The organism is Providencia sp. PROV116 (assembly GCF_028482485.1).
GTDB classification, from domain to species: domain Bacteria; phylum Pseudomonadota; class Gammaproteobacteria; order Enterobacterales; family Enterobacteriaceae; genus Providencia; species Providencia rettgeri.
Genome location: NZ_JAMPQO010000033.1, coordinates 1 through 26,487, shown reverse-complemented (window position 1 = coordinate 26,487; position 26,487 = coordinate 1). Strand labels below are relative to the sequence as shown.

The window sequence follows — 26,487 nt, the reverse complement described above, 5'->3', positions numbered from 1 at the left end:
CAACGTTGATGGTCATTGGAAGGATATGTCCAAACGTAATGGATATGGTATGACTTTAGGATGGAATAGCGTAGAGAAAGACTCAGATAATGGAGTGCAGCTAACATTCAGTACTGCATACCTAGATGCAATAGCAGAAACAGATTTATCGTTAGGTGGCTATGCCTTATGGCGTCGCGCTCAGCTAGGTTATATCTATGCGCATAATAATATTAAAGATTTTAATGCAGTAAATATTTCGACAGACCCTAATTCAGTATTGAATAACATCCCGGGTAAATATGATGTTCATACTTTATATGCTTCTTATGAGTTACCTCAAATTTTAGCTATAGATAATTACAAAATTTATCTTGGGGCTTATTACTCTAAAATTAATGCCGATAACACTAATTTGATTAGTCATCATGATGATGAACGCTATGGTATTCGTGCTCGCTTCAAATATCTTTTCTAGTCTAAGTTAGGCCGTTCTTCCTATATGTTGTTAATAAATAGGAAGAACGGCTGCAAAATAACTATCAAAAAGATTTTCTATTTATTTCTCTTGTGTTTTAATGTATTTCTATATTAAAAATGGCACTGTTGCAAATTTTTAATTACTCATGATACTGAATCTCTTTCCGATATAAAGAGCTTGTTATAAATTTATTATTTTTGTAATAATTCTCTATCATTTATTTATACAGGATATTCATAGATAAACCAAAAAATACTTAGCAGTCAATTACTAAATCTGAGCATAATCAGTTATCAAGATAATGCAAAGGTCGTAAGTCTTATTCACCTCCCAATTCCTCATTAACTTGCCCATAAATCAACAAAGTAAAAACTCCTGTACCTCCGATTATATTACCGAAAGTCGTTGGAAATAAGAATGTAAAAAGGTAGTGTGAAAAACTGAGGTTATCTTTATAAAACCAGTAAGCGGCTTCAGAAGAACCAACAATGACATGTGTAAATCCACCCAATGCCATTAGATAAGTGATAAAAAATATCAACAAAACTTTATTCTTCACGGAAGGCAACATCCAAACAAGTGAAGCAATTAATATGCCGGCAGGGATCCCTTTTATAATATTTTCAGTGATAGAATATGAAGTAACATGAAATGCAATTGTGTCAAGTTGTTGTATAATATTTTGATCAAATAAGTGATTATTTAGAATAAAGTACGCCGCTAATCCTGTACCAATGATATTCGAAATAAAGACTATTCCCCATAATCTGATGAGTTGGTACAGTTTTCTATAAGTAAAAGGAGAAAAAAGAGGGACAACCGTTGTTATTGTATTTTCAGTAAACAACTGCATATGTCCTAAAATAACAATGATAAAGCCTACTGTATAACCGATATTTTCGACTAAAAAAGCCCATTCAGAATCCGGTAAATACGCTTTAAAAGTAGCTTTAAATACAAATGAAAAACTAATGATAATTCCAGCAGTTATCCCCGAGAATATCAACGCTTTTGCGGGGCGATTTAACTCCTCGATACCGTGTTTACGGATAATTTCATAAATCAGCCGAGGTGAGAGCTTTTCGTGTTCTTCAATCACCATTCTTTGGCGCCAATTCAGTTCACTTTCATTTTTAGACATACACTTCCTATTAATACAAACGGTATAGTCATGTGTTATTATGATGCGATAAAAGTTAAATAGTCAATAGTTATCGCGTTTAGATTACGTTACTGAGCAGAAGTCGAGCTATAACTATATATATATATAAAGAATAATTTTATTCTTTTTATAACATGAATTATATCAATATCTCCACGTAATACATTAATATTATTTGCTCAATTGTTACTGAGTTTGACTAAGTGAAAGTTATCAAAAGACCCCCTTGAAAAGCTGAAAAATATCCTATACTAAGGTGGTTATTAATCAAAGTGAAGAAGTTGTTTTTCTATTTTTCAGTGTATGATTAATCAAAAAAATCACTTTTAACCTATTTTTCTGTAACCAATGTAACGATTGTTTTTTGTTGTACCCAAAATTGTCCAATAAGAAATTTAGGGGTAGAAAAAAGTATTCGTAATATAATTTGATTGCCATTCACTTGAACCACTTGAATATTTTTAAAATTATTTATAGTTAAATTTTGAGACAAAAGTAATTTGATAGCAGATTCTTTAATAGAAAATAAAATTGTACTTGCGGTGAGTACATCAAAATCAGCTTGTTCCAGTAGTATGAGTTCATTTTTAGTGTAGATATATTGATGCATAGACTCTAAATAATCAGAGTTTATGCGTGTTTCTATATCAATACCTAATCCAATATACTTATATTGCCAGGCAACACAGGCAATCACCCAATGCTCGTTATGAGAAATACTACCCACTGTTCCTTTAGGCCATTTTGGTGCATATTGTGGATCTCTCCCCACATAACATTTCGAACTTCCTAATTTCTGTAAGGCTTCAGCAGCACAAATTCGCCCACTTACGTACTCATTTTGTCGCTTCGGAATACTACTTTGAATATCTTCAGGTATGGCGACTTGAAGCCGCCATTCTGGTTGATATTCATGTTGATGGTACAAAGTGCAAACTATCGAAGGCGGTAGACTTTCGACGATGTAAGACAAAAGTACCGATTTTAAGCTATTCATAAATAGTATCAGTGATTAATTGAATAATTTCATTCCTTTTCTCGATAATATCATAATGGTTACAATCAAGTTTAATCACTACAAGATTTGAACAAATCTTAGTTAATCCATTATCAGGGCTATTAATAAGTGGCAGCATGGTTTCCCCTTTAAATTTGGGGTGTATTTTGAGTGCCTTAAATAAGGTCACTTTTGTTGACATTAATTTACAGCTAATTGAACTAGACGCAAGTTTATCTTCAGCAGATTCAATACTAATTGCTCGCTGTGCCATCTCACCGGTGATACCTATAGCGGAAAGTAATTCAGAGCGTGATAATGACTTTTGAACCGAATGCTGATAAAAACTGTCAAGTAACCATAAGGAAATATTTTTGATGCCTTTAGCTTCAAGCTGCGCAGCTATCTCTAGAGCAATTAGCCCTCCTAATGACCATCCTAATAGGTAAATAGGTTTACCTTCTTGATATGTTTTACTTTTCTCTATCTCAGCGCGATAAAAAGATGCAAGCAGTGAGAGCTCATCTATAGCGGGTTCGTGATAAAGATTGTAATTATCTAATCCAAAACAGTGTATTTTTCCTTGAGCTTGTTTAGCAAAATCTGAGAAAACTTCTACACCTGCTAGGGCTGGATGTATCATCCATAACTTAGGTTCATTATGAGTTATAAGCTTATTTAATTCCCCGCACATGATACGATCTGTTGCAGCTAGTAATTTTTCAATTGTTCGATATTGGAATAAAGAAACAATCGTTAATGTTCTACCTATAATGTTTGACATTTTTTGACATAATGAGATGGCTTTAAGTGAATTTCCACCTAATTGAAAGAAATCGTCATGGATCCCTACTTGCTTAACATCTAAAATAGTTTGCCATAACTGACAAAGCTGCTCTTGTTGTGGGGTTTGTGGTGCACTATATTGCTCTTGAGTATGTATTTCAGGAGTTGGTAGTGCAGATCTATCTAATTTACCACTCGTATTGTAGGGTAAAGCATTAAGAGCTATAAGTTGAGATGGCAACATATAAAGAGGAAGGTTTTGTGACATCTGCATTAAAAGTTCAGATTCTTCTATCTCTTCACTAGCCACGTAGTAAAGAACTAATTGTTGTAATGAATCACTATGATGAACAATTGCGCAACAGGCGGTAACTTTATCGTAACTTAGAGCACAATTTTCTACTTCTGTAAGTTCAATACGGTAGCCATTCACTTTAACTTGGAAATCGATTCGCCCTAAAAATTCTAAATTACCATCAGGTAACCATCGTCCCATATCTCCTGTACGATAAAGTCGCTCTCCAAGCCCTTCATGCCAAATGAAACGTTCATCAGTAAGTTGCTGATTATTAAAATAACCTTCAGCAACTCCTACACCACCAATATATTGCTCACCAGGTATTCCGCAAGGTAATAGACGAAGTTGTTTATCTAATATATAAAAACGCTGATGTGCCATCGCTTTTCCATAAGGAATACTGGGCGAATCTAAATCACCAAATGGAATATCATAATAAATAGACCATATAGAGCTTTCTGTCGCACCTCCTGTACTGACAATTTGGCATTGAGATGAAAAACGGCGAATTCGAGCGGGTAAAGACTTAGGAATAATTTCACCAACTAAAATTACTTTTTCTAATTTAAGTTGTTGTGGTGTATCGCTTGTTTCAAGGTACTCCATTAATAACGCAATAACAGATGGAGCCGCATTACAAAAGTTCACCTGATGTTTTTGAATTATGCTTGCCCAGGCTTTGGGATCATAACGTTGTTCTTCTGATGGTATGACGATGGAGGCCCCCGCAGAAAGCGCTCCAAATATATCAAACACGGAGATATCAAAACTTAAAGCACTAATGGCAAATAGGCGCTGCTGAGAGCCTATATTCATTTTTCTCAAGGTATCAATGATGCTATTTACTGCGCCCGAGTGCTTAACTGCAACACCTTTAGGTTTACCTGTTGAACCTGAAGTGAAGATCACATATGCCAGCTCATCAGGTGATACTTTAATTGGGTTCGTAAAATGAGGGGCAACCGGTAAGTTATTAACCACACCTTGTTCAGAAATCGTGACGATAGTGACATCAATTGGCGTTTCCCAATTTTTACTGCTAATCACCAATTGTGCATTCCCCTGTTGTAAAACATCTCTACAGCGTTTTTCTGGCCAAGAGCTATCCATCGGCAAATAAGGTTTCCCTACAAATGAGCAAGCAAGAACGGCAATGATCTGTGCTCGACCTTTGTTGATTAATATTCCTATTGTATCTCCAAGCATGGCTGGTGACTGCGATAATTGACCAGCAAGCAGTAAAGCGGCTCGGTAGAGCTGGCTATAAGTCATCTCACCTAGTTTATCAATAATCGCAATAGCTTGAGGTTGCTGATTCGTTTTACAGACAAAGTCTTGCCAAATCATTCGTTCATAGGGATAACAACGAGTCTGATTTCGCCATAGATCACGCGTAAGTAGCGTCTCTTCTTCTGAAACAAGTACGATATCACGAACGTTATTCTTGCTGTTCTCCAAACACTGCTGCAAAATTATTATGTAATAGTCAGCTAAATGCGCGATAGTTTCAGGTTTAAACAAAGATGACGCATAGTTTAGTGTAGCAATTGTTTGATCTGGGGTTTCAATCACATTAAGTGTTAGATCAAATTTAGCCATTTCATAGTCGTTAGAGAAAGGCTCAATACTTAACCATGAAGGTAAATTATCATCTAATCTAGGCTCATATAAAAACATGACTTGGAATAGAGGGTTAATGGCGAGATCATGTGATACGTTCATTTTTGCAATCAATTGTTCCAATGGTAGCTGGTTCTGTTGAGTAAGCAAAATTTGTTCAAACAACATACTTCTCAGTTGCTTGAGTGTCATATCATCATCAACTTTGGTACGAATAGGTAATGTATTAACAAAGAAACCAATTAACTGCTGCGATGAAGAAGTTGGTCGATGCACTAGTGGTGTGCCAACAATAATGTCTTGCTGACCACTAAATAAGCTCAACAGTAGATTAAAACAACTAAAATATACTATATAAGGAGTGATCCCTTCTTGACGAGCCATTTGTTCAACCTTAGCAACTAATGATGAAGGGATAGTGAAAGAATAATTACGACCTTGATGATTGAATTGAGCAGGGCGCACAAAATCTAGTGGTAGAGCTAATGGCTGCCAAGCATCTAAATTTTGCTGCCACCACAGTTCTGTTGATTTGATATGTTCGCCAGTTAATTGCTGTTGCTGCCACCTTGCGTAGTCACCATATTGAATAGGTAGTGCAGGTATGACTGCATGAGGATTATTACTTAATGCTTGATAGTGTTCTATGATATCTTGCAATAGAACAGGAATAGAGGTTCCGTCAAAGCTAATATGATGAAAAACAAATAAAACATAATGATATTTTATTTGATTATCAAAGTGGCAGTGATAAATACCAGCACGGACAGGAATATTGCGAGTTAAATCAAATGGAGCATTGATTAATTCAACCTGCAATTTTTCCCACTTATCGACCGGTATATATTTCTCATTAATATTAAAAGAAGTGTTTATTTGTTGGCTGATGTATTCACCTTGTTCATTTTGAGTAAATACACAGTTCAACACTTGATGGCGAGAGACTACCATTTCAATACTTTGACGTAATAAAGTCCAATCACAGTCATCAGCTATACTTAATAATAGTGGTATATGGTATAGCTGACTTGATGTATTTAATTGTTCAATAAACCATAGCTGTTTTTGCATTGATGAGAGCGGGTGCTGAAGTTGTCGTGACTCCTCAATAATGATAAGTGTTTTCTCGGCAGATTGTGCTTGATGGCGTTGATAAAGCGCACGAATCCCAGTACTTTGAGCTAGATCAGTTAATGTAAACTGTGAATTTAAAGCCTGATTAATTTGATAGCATGCTTGAATTGCTAGCAACGAATTTCCACCTAATGTGAAAAAATTGCTGTTCACACCAATATTATCTTGTTTGAGTAAGGTCTGCCAAATAGTGGTACAAACACTTTCAAACTCATTTTCTGGCATACAATTATCTTGTTGTTTTATATCAGGCAACGGTAATCGCTTGTAATTAATTTTACCATTTTCATTCAATGGTAGCTCAGGTACCCAAACATAATAGTTTGGTAACATATAGTGAGGCAAATGTTGGCTAGCGTGATTTGCTAACTCACTATCAGCAATTGGTTTTTTCGAAACATACCAAGTAACTAATGTTTTTTGTGGTAGCTCAACTACCCATGCACACGCTTTATCTACCTGCGGATGCGTGTGTAATACAAACTCTATTTCCCCCAATTCGATACGATAACCATTCAACTTTATTTGAAAGTCCCTACGTCCCATAAACTCAATATTGCCATCTGGTAACCAGCGACCTAAATCACCTGTGCGATATAGCCTTTGATTTAATCCTTGATGAAAAATAAAGCTTTCTTCAGTACGCGTTGTATCTCGCCAATATTCACGGGCCAGCCCAACACCACCAATATAAAGCTCTCCTCTAACTCCAACAGGAACAGGATTAAGCTGGCTATCTAAAATAAAAAATGACTGATGAGGTAGAGCTTTACCATATGGAATAGTAGATGTGAGAATAGGTGTCTCAGGAATACGATAGAGAATAGAAAAGATAGATGCCTCAGTTGCCCCTCCTGCACTATAAATTGTGCAGTTAGGGGCTTTGGCTCTTAATTTTTCAGGTAATTTGACCGAGATCCAATCCCCGCCTACCATAGTGATGCGTAAACTAGATAGATTACTTACATTAGCCGATTGCTCCATATAACTTATCAATAGTTCCATCATTGCAGGTGCACTCAGCCACATACTGACATTATGTTTCACCATTAATTCATACCAATGTTTTGGTGAATAACGTTCAGATTCGTTTGGCATCACAACAGCAGCGCCAGAGGACAGCGCTGCAAAAATATCATATATAGATAAGTCAAAACTTAATGCACTGAGTGCGAGAGTACGGTCTTTAGCACTAAAATTAAAGAGTCTTTTACAACCTTCAATAGTATTGGTTGCTCCTTGATGCTCTATAGCCACTCCTTTCGGCTTTCCAGTCGAGCCCGAAGTATAAATAATATAAGCTAAATCAGTTGGTGCTACTTTTACTGGAGCCTGAAGTATTTCAGGATCAGCGAAATCTTGCACACGTCCAGTTTCATCAAGAATGTAGGTCTGAATATCATCACCATAATTATCTTCTTCCGCGCACAACAATGTATTGATACCTGCTTGGTGTATAACTGATATTCTACGTTCTAGCGGCCAACTCATATCTAACGGTAAAAATGCTTTTCCACTCATTAATATCGCGAGTAATGCGATAGGTTGTAGACGACCTTTGGGAAGAAGTACTGCTATAGCTTCTCCTTCTATAGAGTCTTGCTCACGAAGTTGATTAGAGAGGATAAGAGCAGAAAGATATAACGTGTTGTAAGTCATACTGCCTATATTATCAATTACAGCCACAAGGTCCGGAGATTGAGAGGCATTAAGAATGAAGTCGGCATGTAATGCCCGCTGATAGTCATATTCAGGTATATTTTCCTGATAATTCTTATTATCAATCAGTGAGAGCGTTTGAATAGAGTCGTTATAATGATCAACCATGAGAGATAATATTGTGACATAGTATTGTGCTAAACTGGCAATACTTTCAGGTTGAAATAATGAAGTTGCATAGTTTATCACTCCATTTATTGCTGTTTCGGATTGGTGCAGGGTCAAGTTTAAGTCATATTTAGCATTATTCTCATAATCCGACAGATCGGCTAATTCCATCCATTCAGGTAGTAAGTGACTTTCATCTTGTTCCAATGCAAAGATAACCTGAAATATTGGGTGACGCGAGAGATCCCGTGATGTATGTAAACTAGCAACTAATTGGTCAAAAGGAAGCTGTTGATGTAGTTGAACATCTTGTGTAGTTTCAAAAACGTGTCTTAACCATTGATGGACAGAGTAATTGGGATCAACTTTTAATCGAATGGGTAAAGTATTCACAAAGAAGCCTATCACACTATCAAGCTGTACATGTTCGCGGTTTGCTAACGGCATACCAATGATAATGTCATCTTGGGCACAGTAACGCGATAAAACAATTGAAAAGCCGGCTAACATTACAGAATACAAGGTAATACCTTGTTTTACTGCAATAGCTTTTAATGAACTGGTTAATGATTCCGGTAACATGAATTCGAAATTATCACCTTTAGTGTCAAAATGATTAGGGCGAGTAAAGTCGATTGGCAAGTCAAGTTGTTGGTAATCAGCCAAATGCTGATACCAAAACTCTAAATGATGTGCTGGCGATGGAGCTTGTGTTTGCTGCCAATAGGCATAATCACTATATTGTATCATGAGATCATTCAATGGAATATCGAGTACATCATGACAACTATTTTGGTTATAAAGTAGTGTCAATTCACGAATGAAAATGTTTTGTGACCAACCATCAATCGCAATATGGTGAATGACTAATAAACAATCGCAACATTTTTCTCCTGATGCATTAGTGTAATAAATTAGCGTCGCATTAATAGGGATCGACTTTGTGAGGTCGATAGGAGTCGTCAATTTTTGTGTAACAAATGTATGATATTCATCTTCTGTGATGTGAACATGCTGAATATCAAGCTGTTTGTTCACTCGCTGTTGCCAAGCTTTGCCTTGATCATCTTGGTAGATCACACTCTGTAAAATTTGATGCCGTTCAACCAATTGCTGTAATGCCATAACGAAACATTCAGTATCACATTGTTTGTGCAGCTTGAACATGATAGGGGAAAGGTAGTGAGTTTTTCCTTCATCAAGCCTATCAACAAACCAAAGGCGTGCTTGTTGATATGACAACGGTGTACGATCAATCCCTAAGGCTTTAATTTCATTAGACTGAATGTCTGCTTTCTGTATGGTTAATAAGTATTGGCTTAACAGGGCAACTGTTGGATAAGTACTCAATATGTTCACAGTAACGGGATAACCTGTTACTTTGCTTATTTCATGGCAATAGCGAATCGCGAGAATTGAATTCCCCCCACAGCGATAGAAGTTATGATCAATCCCAATCTTTTGATCACTAAAAGTTAGGCATAGAATAGTCAATAGAGTTTGCTGTAGAGGGGTTTCTGCACCACGCCACATCGTTTCGCTATGTAAAATTATCGGTGTTGGTAATACGTTTAAATCTACTTTACCGTTTATATTAAGGGGGAATTTTTCCACACGCATAAGCGCTTGTGGCACCATGTAATGAGGTAAAAAACGTGCAACATGATCTTGGATTTGTTGGGGATTAAGCTCTGAACCATCAGTCATGTACCAGCAACATATCGTTGGGTTTGGCAGAGAACGTACAGCTACTTTAGCATCAATAACTCCTATGTATGATAGTAGTGCGCTCTCAATTTCGTCCAATTCAATACGATGACCGTGAATTTTGACTTGGTGGTCATTGCGACCTAAGTATTCAAAGCTACCATCAGCAAGCCGACGGACAAGATCTCCTGTACGGTACAAATATTGATAAAGAGGTTGATTTGAATAAGGATTTAAAACAAATTTTTGCTCTGTTTGCTCAGGTTGGTTGAAATATTCAGTAGCAAGGCTCGGCCCACTTATACAAAGTTCTCCTACAACACCGATAGGTTGGATATTAAGTTTCTCATCTGTAACCAATAACTGACATTCAGGTAATGCTTTCCCTATATTACGAGCTCCACCTTCGAAGTTTGGGTTCATCGTGACCAATACAGAGCCTTCAGTAGGACCATACATATTAGATAAAGTGAACTTTCTCATACTATAGAAATCTACTACCTCTTGTGAAACGGCTTCTCCTCCCGAGCATAACGTTTGTAAAGAGTCGTGAAATATCGGCTTGGTACTCAATAATGCAGGAGGCAAAATCGTAAAATGGATGTCCCATTGCGCCATTTTTTGCTGGAGTAATGACAAATCTTTTCTTTCTGCATCATCGGTAACAAAAAGGTGGCAACCAGAAAGTAGTGCAATATAGACTTCTAATACATGGGCATCAAACACAAAGGATGAAAACTGTAAGACATTGGATTGCTTGATATTATTTACGGATAATTCTTTTTTTACTGCACTTAACATACTGACAGGACCACGATGTGGGATCAAAACCCCTTTAGGGCGTCCCGTTGTGCCCGAAGTATAAATCGTATAGGCTGTCAGGTGAGGAGCTGTTTCATCAATAATTGTATTCGTTGGCTCAATGTTCCACTCGTTTAGATTATCAGTATTTAAGCACGTCAAAGATGGAGCTATACGGTTAAGTAATGGAGTGATAGATTGTTCTGTTAATATAATAGGACTATTTATATCTTGGATGATCCATTTTATACGTTCCTCAGGAGCTTGAGGATCTAAAGGAACATATGCTGCTCCAGTACGCATAATTGCTATCATTGAGATAATGGCATGTATACCCCGATGATGAATAAAAGGAATTAAAGCTTGATGGCAATTTTCTCGTCCTGTGATTTTTTTATAACGTTCTTGTATATGCCGAGCCAGCTGATTTGTCTGTTGTTGTAACTGTTGATAGCTTAGTGTTGTATTATTAAAACTTAGAGCAGGGTAATTAGGGTATTGTAATACTTGATCATCAAACGATGAAATTAACGTTTTTTCTAGATTATCGTTAGATTGATATTGCTGAGTAATAAACAATTGCTGATTAGGAGTCAGCAATGAAATATCGGATAGAATTGCGTAAGGGTTATGAGATACAATATTTATTAAATGTTGAAATTGTTGAGCCATTTCTTGCATTTGTTGTTCATGAAATTGAGCTTTTTTGTAACGGATCCTAAAGGCAAAATCATTACCTTGTAGTTGGTACTCCAATATTAATGCAGAGCCTGCCATATCATTGTTAAATTGATTATTAACTCTTGCTTCACAGCCTGAAAATTGAAGAGAGTTATCTTTTAGATAGGCCTGACTGAAACTGACACTCATTTCTTTTATAGGAGTGGCTGAAAGCACTTCATAGATAGGTAATTGAGAATGGCGTAACTTACCCATCACTTTTAATGAGCGAGTATAATCGATGGTATCTTGGTAATAATCATTAAAGCTTTTTCTATCAGAAAGCGTGAGTGGGAATATAACAGTATTTACTTGTGCTCCAAAACAGAGCGATGTGCCACCTTCGATAGCAATTGGATAATTTATATAAATGGTTTTTTGCCCAGTATAGCGGCCAATTAAGTATGTCCAAAGTGTTTTAAATACTAAGAAATGGTTAGCGTATTTTAAACCACTTTTTAGTTTTAACCATTGATGTTGATTTAATTTAAATCTAACTTCCGCACTTTCATACTGTTCAATTTCATTATTTTTAATAAAAGGTAGGTCTAATTTAGAAGGGCAGTTTTTAAGCATATTCTGCCAATATGAAACAGAATCATGTTTATCAATAAGTAAACTCACTGAATCATTAAAATCTAAAAACGTTTTTTGGATATCATCATAACCAGTAGTATATTGATAGTTATCCTGTTCTTTATTTTCATTTATGCATTTCTCGTAGTTATCTATATTATTATAGATTTCAGAGATTGAATCGTAAAACTCTTGGGCGGATAACCCATCAATAACAACATGATGCAATACAACAAAAAAACGAAAATGATTATCTGCATATTTAAAGAGATAGTAACGAACTAAGTTATCATTTTCCAAATTAAACGGTAACTTTAACTTTTCAGATATATCGTTTATATCATTTATAATTTCTAGGCTAGACTTATTGCTAGATGGCCTCCAAAACAATTGTCCATCATTATAATTTAAATTCATTGTAAATAATGGATACCTTTTAGATAGGATATTTATTGTTTTCCCTATTTTATTAATATCAATATTACCAAATAAATCTTGATCAAGTACAAGGTTATATTCGCAACTTTCCGGGTTAAGTAAATACTCATTCCAAAATAATTTTGTATATGGAGATGATAACAAATAACTAGTGGTAGCTTCTTTCATAGTACACCATTTTCACTCGCCTAAATCAATGTAATTTATTAATTACCAATATTATGAGTATAATTAATACTAATTTTATTGTTATATTACATTACAACTCTTCATATACTATAAATATTTATATAAATAATTTTTAATATTTTGTTTCTACTTTTGTAATTAATAACTTAATAAATTAATCATATAAAAAAAACAAAAAATATGTATATTTTTTCGAGTTTAATATTGCATAAAAAATTTTTTTGGATTTTTATTTTTTAGTCAACGAGCATGAAATACGCTTTTTTATTGGAGTTCAGCATGGCTATCATTTCAACGAAATTTCGCATCTAAAGATTAATCTCGTCAGTTAAAAAACATGATAGTAGCGGCCCTTCATTACCATAATCAGGTATATTGTCGTACGTTTCAGATCAATTATTAAAGTAGCATAGTTAATTTGGTCACCTGACTAGAGGTAATATTATTACCTCAATGACATTACAGTTGAGCATATGGTTAAGCAATATTTAGCAGAATTTAAACTTGAAGTAGCTAAAATGGTGGTTGGCCATCATTACTTAGTAGCTAAAGCCACACAGATAATGGGCGTGAGTCTTGCCGGTAAGTTAATAAAAGAACTTGGTATTACGAATTGCCAGCAGGTTAAACATAGTTATAAACGTGTAAATCAAGAACATGTCGACATCACAAATTTACTTGATCGCCAATTTGCTGTCACAGCCCCCAATCAAGTGTAGTGTAGTGTGGCGGACGTATATTTGGACAGAAAAAAAGTGGGCTTAGCTGGCTGTCGTATTAGACCTCTTTGCCCGTAAGCCTGTCGATTAGGCTATCTCACCCCTCCCCGACACCGCGCTGATATAAAAATTTCTATAAATGACTTGGGAAATGCGGAGGACAGCCAAAAGAACTAATATTTCATAGCGTCCAAAGGAGTCATTATACCAGCATTGAGTATCGTCAACGGTTATGGTGTTATCAAATCTCCCAAAGTCTGAGCCGAGGTTGACCGTTAGGACAATAGCCCAATGGAGCGAATTTTTAGAAGTTTAAAACATGAATGGATGCCTTCAATCGGTTATGAAAGCCTGAAAGAAGCAACGCGTAGAATTATCGGTTATATCGCAGGTTATTACAGCAGCATCAGCTTCCACTGGTGTAATGGGGGATTAACCCCAAATGAATCAGAGAGACTGTTTTACAAACAGTCTAATAGTGTAGACAATATTAGTTGACCATATATGAACGCCTCAGTTATTACAAGTACTGATTTGATACGGTTTGCGACCATATATCCGGCGTCATTAGTAGGTTAAGTCATCTGCGTCATGATGTTATCCGAATCCTACTTCCTTATCACTTCACCGGTATATCATTACCTAGGTCAACTTGAGACTATTACAGGGAAGGTAGCCGTTTTCGCATCAGTTCTTGCAAACTAAGTGAAACATGTTTTTAGCGTTTTATTAAATCAATTTAAAGTAAAAACTTTTTTCAAAAATCCTCTTCGGGCTTCAAGCTTTTTCATCCAACGACAATGCCTTACCTGAGCTAGCCAGAATAGCTTGGGCACTCACAACGCGTCAGCAGTCCTTTGATTCTGAATTATCATAATTAAAAATTAAACAATGGCTTATCCGGTTTTGCGAAGACTGATTATGGATGATATTAACGGCTAACCGACCTAATGAAAAACCTGTAGTTAGGAATGGCAGTTAAATTGCCGCTCAATTTATAAGGTTCATCAGGTGCGGAACTCATCGAGGCGCAGGCATAAAAGCCTATTAAGATGCCGGATAGATTTATGCAAGCCAACAATATTATTTGTATCAGTATTGCAAAAACGAGAGTGGTCATAGATTCCTAATCATGAACTTGAGAAATCACTTAAAACGACTTAACCGTAAGACATTAGATTACTCAGGAGTTACCTGAAATGCATGAAAAAATCATCAGCACATTCATAGAGCGAGAACACTGCCTATTGTGATGATCTCTATATTGAACACACAATCCTATTACTCATAAATAGGATGCTAAATGACACCAATACTGAATTACAAACATTAGTATAAGTATTTAATATGCATTATTAATTTTTATTTATATGCAACAATTTGAAGCATTACGTTGCATTTCTTAAATCTACCTAATAATGATAATAAATGCAAGATATATTATTTGGTTACTCACTCTTATATGTGCAAATTGTATTTGGATGTTGTAAGTGCAATCCTCCCTCTTTATGAGTCAGATAAACACCATTGTTTAATACTCCTATATTTTATCTTATTTTGAGTTTATTCAGTTCTCCTATTTTTAATTACTAACATTCTTGTTTTTTTATGCTACCGATTATTAATGCAACGTAATGCTTCATTCTGTTGTATTTTGGGTTTTTCCTTTTTATTTCAGTGGGGTGATAACAATGAACACGATGAATGAACAGGTTATGTCTCACATTAAACACGACATCAACGTCGTCATTGGCCACCATATCATGCTACTTCGAAAATCCCGAGGATTAACCGGTCAAGGCTTAGCCAAAAAGCTGGGGGTTTCTCAGCAACAAGTCTCTCGCTATGAGCGGGGAGTCTGCAAAATAGATACGGACACCTTAATAATTGTGTTAATGCACTTGGAGGCGTCATTGGAATTTTTTTTTCAAAAGGTCGCCTTATCACTTAAGGAGCGTACCCCTAATCTTTACGGATATTACCAGTCGGTATTTCCACCGATGACGATACCGGAGAGTAACTCTCCTCAATATTATTTAATGAAAGTAGATGAGGCTCGTCGCTATTTTCGTTAGCGAAAGTGCAAAGAAGCGGTTTCGTTTTGTTTCGATTTTTTTATTTATTGCTTATTGAAGTCTCCACGGCGCGTTATTGATGCGTCTGTCAATCACGACAGGCTCATTAGTGTGGTCATTCCTAGGAGAATGACGCTGTTTTTTTATTCCACATATCCTTAGAGGAAAGTATGAAAAAAATTTTATTAGCTACCCTGATTACTGGCGCAATGAGTGCATCGGCTTTAGCTGTTGACGCAGGCACCGGTACTGTAACATTCATTGGTTCTATCATTACAGCACCGTGTTCGATTGAGCCAGGTGAAGAAAACCAAGAAGTTCCATTGGGCCAAGTGTCTGATGTGACTCTAAATGCGGGCGGAGCATCTGCTCCTCAACCTTTCTCTATCAAATTACAAGGTTGTAATTTACAAAATAATAATATTGTTAAAGTTACATTTAATGGTGTAGATGCTGGTGTTAATACGGGGATGTTGCAAATTACCGGTGAAGCTTCTGGTGCAGCTGTAAAAATCATGAGCACTTCTGGCACCCAAATTAATTTGAATAACGCTGCTCCAGATCAAACCTACGTTGCAGGTGACAACGAACTCAAATTTACGGCCGCATTGCAAGGTTTGACTGGTGAAACAGTTACTCCAGGCGAATTCTCTGCGGTGACTAATTTCACTCTTGCTTACCAATAAGTGACAGTAGTTCGTTCCTTGACTTAGGTTGAGGAACGATTTTGGGTAAAAAAGGGAATATATGAAGAACTTTGCTTCAATCAGTAAGGTATTGCTCCTTAGCCACCTTGTGTGTTTGCCCGCGGTACAAGCCGAGCCTTCTCCTTTATGGGGGAGCATTAGCATGAATGGCAGTATTGTCAATTCGGCGTGTGCCATTGACACCGGCTCGTATGCGCAGACAGTGGACATGGGGGTACTGCCCGTCAGTACCCTTCACCAGCAAGGACGCGGTCCAGTTCACCCCTTTTCGATTGCGCTGATAGGGTGCACGTTGACCCCGTATACGGGCGCGGCGTGGCAAACCTTTTCGGTCACCTTTGACGGCCCCACCGACGGTGAGCGGTTCTCGGTCTCTGGTGACGCACGCGGCGTGGCATTACGGCTGCAAGATGTACAAGGTCAACCAATTTATCCCGGGCAATCGACCCCGAAGCAAGCCCTTTTTCCGGGTAACTCTGTGCTGCATTACGGCTTGCAACTGGTCTCCGATACGGGGCCTTTACGACCCGGGGACTATCAAAGCGCCCTACGGTTTAAGCTCGATTATGACTAAAAAAACTCGTTTTTTTGGATTTACTGTTTTTCCTGAACTTGACTTTTAGGGATGTTACTTATGTCTTCAACACGACCAAAATTTTTTCGCCCTCGTGGCCTGAGTCTGGCAATTGCCTTGTCCTTATACGGGGTTTTTATGCCGGCCATGGCGGTAGAGGCGTTTGAATTTAATACAGAGGTACTTGATTTAGAAGACAAAACTAACATTGACTTGAACCTGTTTTCCCGGGTGGGCTACATTATGCCGGGGACGTATTCCTTTACTTTAAAGGCCAATGACGAACAGCTCGGTGAGGTGTCCGTGCCGTTTTACTCGCCCATTAACGACTCTGAAGGCAGTGATGCCTGTTTATCTTCAGGTGTGGTGGAACTATTGGGATTATTGCCATCAATACAAAAGGACTTGGTATGGTGGCATGACGGACAATGTTTATTGGTGGAAAGCGTACCGGGCATGCAAGTACGCGGCGATTTAGCCACCTCGTCCTTGTACGTCAGCATCCCCCAAGCCTATTTGGAGTACACGGCTCCGAATTGGGATCCGCCGTCACGTTGGGACGACGGCATTCCGGCGTTGATGCTCGATTATAACGTCAACGGTAATGCCAATAACTCGTATAACGGCGGGCACGACAGCTATGCCCTAAACGGTAACGGGGTGGTTGGGGTCAATTTGGGCGCCTGGCGTTTTCGCGCTGACTTGCAGGGGCGATTAAATCACGCCACGGGGTCGGGCGAGGCGGTGAATAAAGATTTTGATTGGAGCCGTTTCTATGCGTACCGCGCATTGCCTAGCTTGGCAGCCAAACTTATTATCGGGGAAGACTACCTGATCTCGAATATGTTTGATTCGTTCCGGTTTATTGGGGCTAGTGTGCGCTCGGATTTGAACATGTTACCCCCCAATCTACGCGGCTATGCGCCGGAAGTGACCGGGATCGCAAAAACCAACGCCACGGTGACCGTGAGTCAGCAAGGGCGTGTTTTGTATGAAGCCCAAGTTGCCCCTGGGCCGTTTCGGATCCAGGATTTAAGTGATGCAGTCAGCGGTAAACTAGAGGTCACCGTCAAGGAACAAGACGGTTCAACTCAAGAATTTCAGGTGGATACGGCAAGCCTACCGTACCTGACCCGTCCGGGGCAAATCCAATACAAGTTAGCATTAGGGCAACCGACCAATTACCAACGTCACAGTGAAGGTGACAGCTTTGTCACCGGCGAGTTCTCGTGGGGTGTTAACAATGGGTGGTCACTGTTTGGGGGCAGCCTGAACAGTCAAAACTACAATGCGGTGTCACTCGGTATCGGACGGGATTTATTGGCGTTTGGTGCCTTGTCTTTTGATGTGACGCAGTCTTTTGCACGTTTACCGGGACAGAGTCGGATTAGTGGGGGCTCTTACCGGATTAACTACTCGAAACGCTTTGAAACGATAGACAGTACCATTCAATTTGCGGGATATCGCTTCTCCGAGCGTGACTTTATGTCGATGTCCGATTTCTTAACGGCATTAAATACCGGGGTACGTTACGGTGGCAGTAAAGAGCTGTATACCGTTTCACTCAATAAAAACTTTGCTGATCTGGGGATGTCGTTGTACTTGAACTACAACCATCAAACGTACTGGGATCAGGCAGACAATGACTATTATAGTGTCATGTTATCGAAGTACATGGACATCGGGCCGCTTAAAAATGTCAGTTTGAACCTGACCGCGACGCGTACCGAGTATAACGGGGTGAAAGACGACAGTGTGTTTTTATCCACCTCGTTCCCGCTGAGCAACGGCGCCAATGTAGGGTATTCCTTAAACAGCAGTCGCTATGATACCACCAACCGAGCCACTTACTACGACCGCATTGATGACCGGACGACGTATCAACTGAGTACCGGCAGCAGCAAAAAAGGCGGCACGGGCAGTGCGTTTATTACCCATCAGTCGGATGTGGCGCGTTTAACGGCGAATGCCAGTTATATGCACAACCAATACAGTGCATATGGGGTGTCGGCAAGTGGCGGCATCACACTCACCGCGGAAGGTGGCGGGTTACACCGTATTAATGTCCTAGGTGGGACGCGGATGCTGGTTGACACGGATGGCGTTGCAGGTGTACCGATTAAAGGAATTGGAGCGCCGATTACATCAAACGCGTTTGGTAAAGCGGTCGTCGGCGATGTGAACAGTTATTACCGCAGTAAGGCGCAGATAGATTTGAACGCCTTACCGGATAACGTTGATGCGCAGCAGTCAGTGGTGCAAGCTACGTTAACGGAAGGGGCGGTGGGCTACCGTCACTTTGCGGTGGTGTCGGGGGAAAAAGCGATGACGGTGTTGCGTTTATCGGATGGCAGCTTTCCACCGTTTGGTGCACAGGTGCAAAACGGTAAAGGGCAAAATACGGGGATTGTGGGGGATGCAGGCAGTGCGTACATCAGTGGAATTAATCCGACGGAGGCGATGACGGTGACGTGGGGCGAGGATAAGGCGTGTGAAGTGCGTTTCCCGGCGGTATTGGGCACCTTGCAAGAAGCTTTATTGTTGCCGTGTACGCCGACAGTCCGCGCTAACGTGAGTACCCTGTCTCAACGCTAAATTATTCAAATAAAAACGGCTTGCACGAATACTGTGTGGGCGACATTCAGAGTGAATTATGAGGGGAGAGGGCGTCCTTTCCTGTTAGATAAAGGTAAACGACTATGCAATTAAATCGCGCATCGAGTGTTGTCTTCAGCCTTATCGGGCTGACTGTCTTGTGTAGTACGGCCTATGGGGCGATCTCCATGGACCGGACTCGGGTCATTTTTGATGGCAGTCAAAAATCGATTTCGTTGAATATCTCGAATAACAATAAACAGCTGCCGTATTTGGCGCAAGGGTGGATTGAAAATGCCGAAGGACAAAAAGTCCAGTCACCATTAGTGGTGTTGCCGCCGGTGCAGCGTTTAGAGCCTGGGAAATCCAGCCAAGTGAAGATTGAGGCCTTGCCGACGGTTAGTACGTTGCCGCAAGATCGTGAATCGCTGTTCTATTTTAATTTACGGGAAATTCCGCCAAAAAGCGATAAGCCGAACACGTTACAAATTGCCTTGCAGACGCGGGTGAAGTTGTTCTATCGTCCGGAAGCGATAATCCCGGAGAAAAATGGGGTGCGGTGGCAAGACAAGTTGACTTTGGAAAAACAAGGTGATCAGTTCATCGTGAAAAATCCGACGCCGTATTACGTGACGATAATTAACGCGACCGCTAACGCAAAATCGTCAGATGGCAAGGAATTTATGCCGGTGATGGTGTCGCCGTATGGGCAAGATACGCTTGGGGTCAGTGTCAATAAGCTGGGCAGCAGTCCGGTACTGACGTACATCAATGATTTTGGGGGGCGCCCGACGTTGGCGTTCCATTGCAAGTCGACAACGTGTGACGTTGTTCCTAACGATAAAAGCGAATAAGGCAGAGTCAGTGCCAGTACTTAGTGTAATAGACAGTAAGGAGTGTCAGATGACTGACCAACAAATAAAACACCGGTTTTGTCACGGCCTGCTTGCGGTGGTGCTTAGTGGTATCGTCAGTGCGCCGAGTCTGTCGGATAACAATGACAATCTTTATCGTCCAGTGGATAACTGGAATGTGGATGGGCAGCACGGGGTGGTGTATGTCAAAGGATCACTGACGGAAAGTCCGTGCCGTTTGGCGATGAAGTCGAGCTACCAGACGGTGGAGATGGGGAACTTAGATACTGGCACCTTTCAGCACAACGGTAAGGGGATGCCGATTGCGTTTCAGATTGAACTGGAAGATTGCTTAGAGACAGCGACGCGGCTTGAGAATGTGCAAAGTGGCCTGACGGCGTGGAGTTCGACGCAGCCGGCGGTGAAAATTCGGTTTGTGGCACCGACAGTTCCCTTTAATCCAGACTTTGTGCGCGTCACTGGCGCGCAAGGGGTGGGGCTTGCAGTGACGACCGCGGGTGGGGAATTATTGCCGATGGGACAAACTAGCGAGCCTCAGTTGTTACCGTCAGGGCAACGTCAGTTGACCTATTACGTGACACCCGTTAGAACTGGGCACTTGGGCGCAGGGGCGTACTCGGCGCTGATTGCGTTTGAAATGCTGTATGAATAGGGGGCAGGATGACAATCAAAACATCTCGATGTTTGACGGCGTTGGTCGGTAGCGCACTGCTTTTCTCCAGCGGCGCGTTTGCCGAAAAGTATACCCTGACGGTGAAAGTGACGGTGGTTGAAAAAACGTGTGATATCAATTCGGGTCAGCCAATCAATGTCGATATGGGAGACCTTATCATTAAAAACATTGATGGTATTAGTTACGGTAAGACAACTATTCCGTATACGTTAGTTTGTGACGATGGGGTGGATAACCCAGCGTTGAAATTAAAGTTTGATGGTGTTGGTATGGCTGGGCAAGAAGCTAATGTTCTGAATACTAGCACAAAGAACTTGGGACTACGTTTATTAGCAGATAGTGCTAATTTAAATTTAGCAACATGGAAAAATTTTAATTATGCCTCTCAGCCAATGCTGTCTGTGGTGCCTGTGACCAGTGGAATAGGTGGGGTCGGTGATGGCGTATTTACGGCGTCTGCTACTCTTAGTGTGGAGTATCAATAATGAAGCTAAGTATACTTTTTCGTGGGGGATTATTTGCGCTGTGCTGCACTGTATCACTGCTCTCTCAAGCTATTGATGTGAATTTTACTGGGAATTTGATTGATAACCCTCCGTGCGATGTTATTGGGTTGGATGGCACGGATCAACCGATTAAAATTTCGTTTGGCGATATAGGAATTACCAATATTGATGGAGTGAACTACCGACAAGATTTTGCATTGAAATTAAGTTGCGGTGTAGGGCTTGGCAATATGGTAGCGTTGTTTCTTCAATATGCGGGTAGATCAGGGATTGTTGCTCCGTTTGATCACAATGCTCTACAAACTTCAACTGAAGGTTTGGGGATTCGCTTGTATTATCAAGGAAATGTTATACCACCAAAAACAGGAGCGATGGTATCGATGTCTGATAATGGGACTCTGATATTACCTTTGTATGCTGTTCCGGTAAAAGCTCTAGGAACTACATTGTTTGAAGGAGATTTTACTGCTGTAGCGAGTGTGGAGATGAATTACCCGTGATAAAACAACCAATAGAAATAAAGCGCTACCTAATTCCCGGTGTATTTAGTAGTGTGATTTTTTTAGCAAACATAGTGTCATTGAATGCTTATGCATCTAATAGCAATGAGATTCAGTATAGTGGAACACTAATCGCGTTGCCTTGCACTGTTAACCCGCAGTATGAGAATTTTGAGGTTTTTTTTGGGTTTAGTATTAATGAAAAAGATTTAGCTAATGGGCGGCGGTTTTATAGCAAAGAAGACATTTTATTTCGCCTGGATAATTGTGATGTATCAATGGGAAACAGTATATCAGCAAAATTTAGTGCTGCATCGACAACAGATGCTGGATTATTAAATGTGGATGCAATTAGCGAAGCCAGTGGGATTGCTATTGGCCTCGAAACCCCTAGTGGTGTTGCTTTGCCGATTAACAATACACAAGTTGAGTCGATGGTGCCGATAAAGGATGGTGAGATGATTATTAGGCTGAGATCTTACTTACAGGCTATAGATTCTGGGGCAATTAATACAGTAACTCCAGGATTTTTTAGTGCGACCTTAACTTATAGTTTGATATACCAGTAGAAAATCAGTGTGTTAAATTAGTTTATATGTATAGGATTGGTGAAAATAGCGTTTCAGCCATTATTGTAAGATAGACATAAAGTGAATGCTTGATATAGGTAATAGGCTTAACAATACTTTTATCGTAAGTACAGCTAAGTAATTATAATTATTTTAATAAAACAAAGAATAATATCATAATGCGGTGAAATATGAACAAACGATTAATCTATATTACTTTTTTTGGCTTATCGTGTCTGTGGTCAGTTGGCGCAATATGTCAGACTACTCCAATTGGTATTTCTAAGCCTTTTTGGACGGGTTCTGGAGGAGGGCAGGTAATAAATGTGGCCATTAGTAACAGAACGTTGTCGACAGCCGGTGAAATATTCTCTGGTGACTTAGATAATACTGCATCACCAGGGTGTGTAGCGTGGTCTACTTGGAAATTTGATTTTAAGAATAGTAGTCCATCTCAGTATGGAAGGTATTCACAGGTCATTACTATATCACCTGATAAACACTGTGATGAATTAGAATATGGGACATTATTTCAGGTTCTATCTCCTCGTACATTCAGCTCCATCTTCAGCTGGAACATATCAAACCCGATTCTTCGAGAATGTGCCCGCACTTACATCGGGAATGGAAAAACTATTACGTCAACTTATAATAATCAGGTTATGGGCTCTGTGTTAGTGGCTGAAGGTTGTACTGATGAGCGTGACACTAATTCATCGTGCTCTATCTCGTTACCTAATGTTATTGAACACGGATCTGTAAGTAGTAGTAATGTATCAGGGCACATTGCTCAAGTTGATGGAACAATCAATTGTACTACGCCTATTACTGTGAAAATGTCTACATCTTCTTCTGCAGGCGTTGCAGGCGAAGGGTTATTAACGGGGGAAGGAGGGAGCATCAAATCATTATATTCAATAATACATGGAGCGGAACAATCCCCAAGTATGACCTTTCCCATAAATGGTGTTTCCTCATTTTCAATTCGTTCTATTCTTGATGGGGTAAATCAGAAAGCGGGAGATTATGTTGGTAATGTTGTTGTAACGGTTTTATTTATTTGATCTTAGTTAATTATATTGTAAGCGTCCCATGATCCGATGGGGCGTTTTAGTTTCAGTGTAAGAAGTTCAGGCACTTTTGCAAATAAAGGGCCTTGTTGCAAATAATAAATTTTATACACATGTTACAGAATATTTAATAAACTCATATATAATAGCTGTTATATATAACAGCTATTATAAATAATTTTGTGGCTGCCCTAGATAAGGTTTAAATCTTACCTTTAACTATCTGTTTTAAAATAGTTAATTGGAATTTTGCACTTGGTGTGTTAAAACGCCACTCACATTCCTTCAGATACAGCTCAAAACGCGCCTTCGGAATGCCGTTATATATACGCATATGGCGCTTCACTTGATTCCAAAAATTTTCGATGCCATTTATGTGATTTTTGTGGTCTTTTTTATCGACAAACTGAGTACTATGGTTAATCCTATAATGCTTAAAATCACTCACATCCAATACGTCATAACTGACAAAATTATCCGTATAGACGATGCTTTCAGGGTAAATTTTTGACTCAATTATCGGTAGCAATGTGCGGGATTTGGCATCCGGTATAACCTTACGCTTCAACAGCCCGAATACAGGCATTTTACCGACTGCGCCTCTACCTCGCTGGCCTTTACGGCGTCCACCAAAATAACTTTCGTCAAGTTCGGTCTCTCCATCAAACCAAGAATGCTTATCAACGCGCTCAACGATTAGTACTCTGAAGCGATGAAAATAGTAGGCCTCGGTATTTCTGTGTACACCAACTAGTTCGGCAACGATACGAGCTGTAGAGCCTGCAATAAACAGCTTAATTAACCGTTCCGTTCTTGTTTATACTGACTGAGTCTACTTTCTCTCATAGAACTATCCTAGATGATCTTAGTTATCTAGGACAGCCCCATAATTTTAACTATACTTATTAGCTTAAAAAATAATATATCATATAAGTTTATAAAACTTATTTATATTTATAATATAGTAAATTAGTTGAAATATTATTCAACCTAAAGGTTTACGCTCACTCTAATAAGAGTTTAAATTAGGGAAATCAACTAATTATTGTATAAATCCTTTCCACATTTTATTAAATCTTTTTTCATTAGACGCAGTGTAACACACCGTATGAGAAATATTTCTATGGCCAAGATAATCTTGTATTAATCTAGTATCGCGTCCTAAATCCGCTAAAGCATATCCACATGCATGTCGTAACATATGTGGATGTACCTTAATATTAAGTTTTGCTAATCTACCGTATTTCTCAATCAAACGAAATATTTGGTAGCGAGATAAGCCTTGGCGCTTTTGAGAAATAAATAGATTACTCACTCCTGGTGTTTCAAATTTTTTTCTTTTTTTTAGCCATGACTTAATTACATTTAACTCAGATAGATATAAAGGTTGAATAGTTGATAATCCTCCTTTCAAACGTCTTACATAAACTATTTTTTGTACCAAATCAATATCATTAATAGATAAATGACTTAACTCACTGACTCTAAAACCATGTAAAAAACCCATTAATAGCAAACAGTAATCACGCTCTGGATAACGACCGTATTTTGTAGCATCAAGTAGCATATTAATCTCATTACGAGTAATAAACTTTCGTTGCTTCATTTTATATTCTCTTTATGAAATATTGATTTGAGTAAACTTACTATATTTAATCATAATGCATAAATATATATTAACGAACTAATTTTATAGGTTATATATACTGCTTTTTTTTCTTTAAAATGTCAAATATATACTATACAATAATTATCTTATAAATTAAATCATCATTTTTTGATGAAATATTTTAGTGTTATAAATAGTCTATAACTTGAATATTTATTTTTATTTAAATATTAGAAAATTGAAAATTATTTTTATATGGATGGTTATTTTAAAACTTATAAATATAGCTATAGGTAAGCCTGTATAGAATTCAGCCTCACCGTTCTACTGTCAGATGTCTTCTAAACTTTCGTACCAATCACGATCAGTATCGGATACTAAGTACGTAATTTCAAAATCCTCATCAATAAAACTCCATTTTTCATCGCGCTATAACAAACGAACTGTGGCCTAGACTTCGAATTCTACGCTGGAGTAAACATGGTCTGGTAACTGGTTGCCTTGATAGAGGAATACGACTTGCAGGGCCAAAATCCCCTTTATTTCATCGTAAAAGGTATCTGTTATCACAAGGTCTTCAATGGTAAAACCATCTGCATTGGTAGTTGCGATATCGCCTGATAACTTTTCTTCTACAGCTATCTCAAGAGAGGGGAGAGAGGTAATCGGTATAGCTGCCATATAAATTATAGATGACACCTTAGAAATCAGAATCACAAAAAGTGGCTATCAACCAACGAGATTCCAGCGGTATATTTTTTGCAACTTGAACAAGTTCATGGTAATTCGAAAATATAAAATTTTGTGCAATAAACCCTAACGCCTGAGTATGCGTGAGCGCAGTATTAGAGCACACCATTTTTTCCGCTTTGGTTCTGACGATTTCAATACAAGAATATGGTGACATGACTGTACTCCAAATTTCAGACACTTTTGGAGACCGATAGCCTGCTAATCTAACTCGTCGCATCACAAATGTAGAAGGACTAAGTATAATGTAGGTAGACCTAAAAAAGTGGGCTATTGCTTCGCGAGACAGACGCCAGATTGCCAGTCACCTAATGTTATAATGGCATTTTCATCTAATAAAATCAAGCTAAAAAAAATTCCGACCTGCAAACAGACTTTATCAAAGTACAACAATTCATTGGTACAATTTAATTAAGTATAATATCCTAAATCCTTAACTGCATCTATTGCTCGTATAGCTTTAAGTAAGTTACCTAGAAAGAAGCGATTTGAAGTTATCGGCATTTGTTTGCACCCAATTTTGTGTATTTTGTAATTACCTTCCGGTTCC

General features: G+C 38.8%; 18 protein-coding genes and 1 pseudogene. 12 read left to right on the top strand and 7 right to left on the bottom strand.

What is annotated here, in order from left to right; translation table 11 throughout:
* A partial coding sequence (locus tag PSE72_RS18785) for a carbohydrate porin (RefSeq protein WP_272691089.1) occupies positions 1–457 on the top strand: 457 nt, incomplete at its 5' end.
* A 322-nt stretch (positions 458–779) separates the two neighbouring features.
* On the opposite strand, the gene PSE72_RS18780 is transcribed toward PSE72_RS18785, so the two are convergent.
* The 3 genes from PSE72_RS18780 to PSE72_RS18770 all read right to left on the bottom strand — a co-directional run bounded on the left by PSE72_RS18780 (position 780) and on the right by PSE72_RS18770 (position 12,694).
* A complete protein-coding gene (locus tag PSE72_RS18780) occupies positions 780–1,601 on the bottom strand; it encodes a formate/nitrite transporter family protein (RefSeq protein ID WP_198633989.1) in 822 nt (273 codons plus the stop codon).
* A 352-nt stretch (positions 1,602–1,953) separates the two neighbouring features.
* Positions 1,954–2,619, bottom strand: coding sequence for a 4'-phosphopantetheinyl transferase family protein (locus tag PSE72_RS18775; protein WP_198633991.1), 666 nt, complete (start codon positions 2,617–2,619; stop codon positions 1,954–1,956).
* Complete coding sequence (locus tag PSE72_RS18770) at positions 2,612–12,694, bottom strand: non-ribosomal peptide synthetase (RefSeq protein WP_272691088.1); 10,083 nt, start codon at positions 12,692–12,694, stop codon at positions 2,612–2,614. The genes PSE72_RS18775 and PSE72_RS18770 overlap by 8 nt, the downstream gene beginning before the upstream one ends.
* Before the next feature lie 494 nt (positions 12,695–13,188).
* Between PSE72_RS18770 and PSE72_RS19995 the strand changes: the two genes are divergently transcribed.
* The 11 genes from PSE72_RS19995 to PSE72_RS18715 all read left to right on the top strand — a co-directional run bounded on the left by PSE72_RS19995 (position 13,189) and on the right by PSE72_RS18715 (position 23,572).
* The gene (locus PSE72_RS19995) at positions 13,189–13,434 is read left to right on the top strand and encodes a hypothetical protein (RefSeq protein ID WP_442958897.1); all 246 of its coding nucleotides are present in this window, start codon (positions 13,189–13,191) and stop codon (positions 13,432–13,434) included.
* A gap of 1,715 nt (positions 13,435–15,149) precedes the next feature.
* Positions 15,150–15,509: a helix-turn-helix domain-containing protein gene (locus tag PSE72_RS18760; RefSeq protein WP_272691087.1), complete on the top strand. Its 360-nt coding sequence runs from the start codon at positions 15,150–15,152 to the stop codon at positions 15,507–15,509.
* Between the two features lie 170 nt (positions 15,510–15,679).
* Positions 15,680–16,195 carry a fimbrial protein gene (locus PSE72_RS18755; protein WP_272691086.1) on the top strand — a complete coding sequence of 172 codons (516 nt, stop codon included), beginning with the start codon at positions 15,680–15,682 and terminating at the stop codon, positions 16,193–16,195.
* Positions 16,196–16,358: 163 nt separating this feature from the next.
* On the top strand, positions 16,359–16,790 hold the full coding sequence (locus tag PSE72_RS18750; protein ID WP_272691085.1) for a fimbrial protein: 432 nt from the start codon (positions 16,359–16,361) through the stop codon (positions 16,788–16,790).
* 60 nt (positions 16,791–16,850) lie between these two features.
* On the top strand, positions 16,851–19,385 hold the full coding sequence (locus tag PSE72_RS18745) for an outer membrane usher protein (protein WP_272691084.1): 2,535 nt from the start codon (positions 16,851–16,853) through the stop codon (positions 19,383–19,385).
* Positions 19,386–19,489: 104 nt separating this feature from the next.
* Entirely contained in the window at positions 19,490–20,239 is a 750-nt protein-coding gene (locus PSE72_RS18740; RefSeq protein WP_272691083.1) for a fimbria/pilus periplasmic chaperone, read from the top strand.
* 49 nt (positions 20,240–20,288) lie between these two features.
* On the top strand, positions 20,289–20,912 hold the full coding sequence (locus PSE72_RS18735; protein ID WP_272691082.1) for a fimbrial protein: 624 nt from the start codon (positions 20,289–20,291) through the stop codon (positions 20,910–20,912).
* 8 nt (positions 20,913–20,920) lie between these two features.
* Positions 20,921–21,418 carry a fimbrial protein gene (locus tag PSE72_RS18730; protein ID WP_272691081.1) on the top strand — a complete coding sequence of 166 codons (498 nt, stop codon included), beginning with the start codon at positions 20,921–20,923 and terminating at the stop codon, positions 21,416–21,418.
* Positions 21,418–21,939 (top strand): fimbrial protein, encoded by a 522-nt coding sequence (locus PSE72_RS18725; protein WP_272691080.1) that lies wholly within the window; start codon positions 21,418–21,420, stop codon positions 21,937–21,939. The genes PSE72_RS18730 and PSE72_RS18725 overlap by 1 nt, the downstream gene beginning before the upstream one ends.
* Positions 21,936–22,508: a fimbrial protein gene (locus PSE72_RS18720; protein WP_272691079.1), complete on the top strand. Its 573-nt coding sequence runs from the start codon at positions 21,936–21,938 to the stop codon at positions 22,506–22,508. The genes PSE72_RS18725 and PSE72_RS18720 overlap by 4 nt, the downstream gene beginning before the upstream one ends.
* 326 nt (positions 22,509–22,834) lie before the next feature.
* Positions 22,835–23,572: a hypothetical protein gene (locus PSE72_RS18715; RefSeq protein ID WP_272691078.1), complete on the top strand. Its 738-nt coding sequence runs from the start codon at positions 22,835–22,837 to the stop codon at positions 23,570–23,572.
* A gap of 208 nt (positions 23,573–23,780) precedes the next feature.
* Here the strand turns inward: PSE72_RS18715 and PSE72_RS18710 are convergent.
* The 4 genes and pseudogenes from PSE72_RS18710 to PSE72_RS18695 all read right to left on the bottom strand — a co-directional run bounded on the left by PSE72_RS18710 (position 23,781) and on the right by PSE72_RS18695 (position 26,094).
* Positions 23,781–24,424: pseudogene (locus PSE72_RS18710) on the bottom strand (IS1595 family transposase).
* A 196-nt stretch (positions 24,425–24,620) separates the two neighbouring features.
* Complete coding sequence (locus tag PSE72_RS18705; protein WP_272691077.1) at positions 24,621–25,184, bottom strand: tyrosine-type DNA invertase; 564 nt, start codon at positions 25,182–25,184, stop codon at positions 24,621–24,623.
* 453 nt (positions 25,185–25,637) lie between these two features.
* Positions 25,638–25,868 (bottom strand): hypothetical protein, encoded by a 231-nt coding sequence (locus PSE72_RS18700; protein WP_272691076.1) that lies wholly within the window; start codon positions 25,866–25,868, stop codon positions 25,638–25,640.
* A gap of 19 nt (positions 25,869–25,887) precedes the next feature.
* Positions 25,888–26,094, bottom strand: a complete 207-nt coding sequence (locus PSE72_RS18695) for a hypothetical protein (protein ID WP_272691075.1) — start codon at positions 26,092–26,094, stop codon at positions 25,888–25,890.
* Between the last annotated feature and the right edge of the window lie 393 nt (positions 26,095–26,487).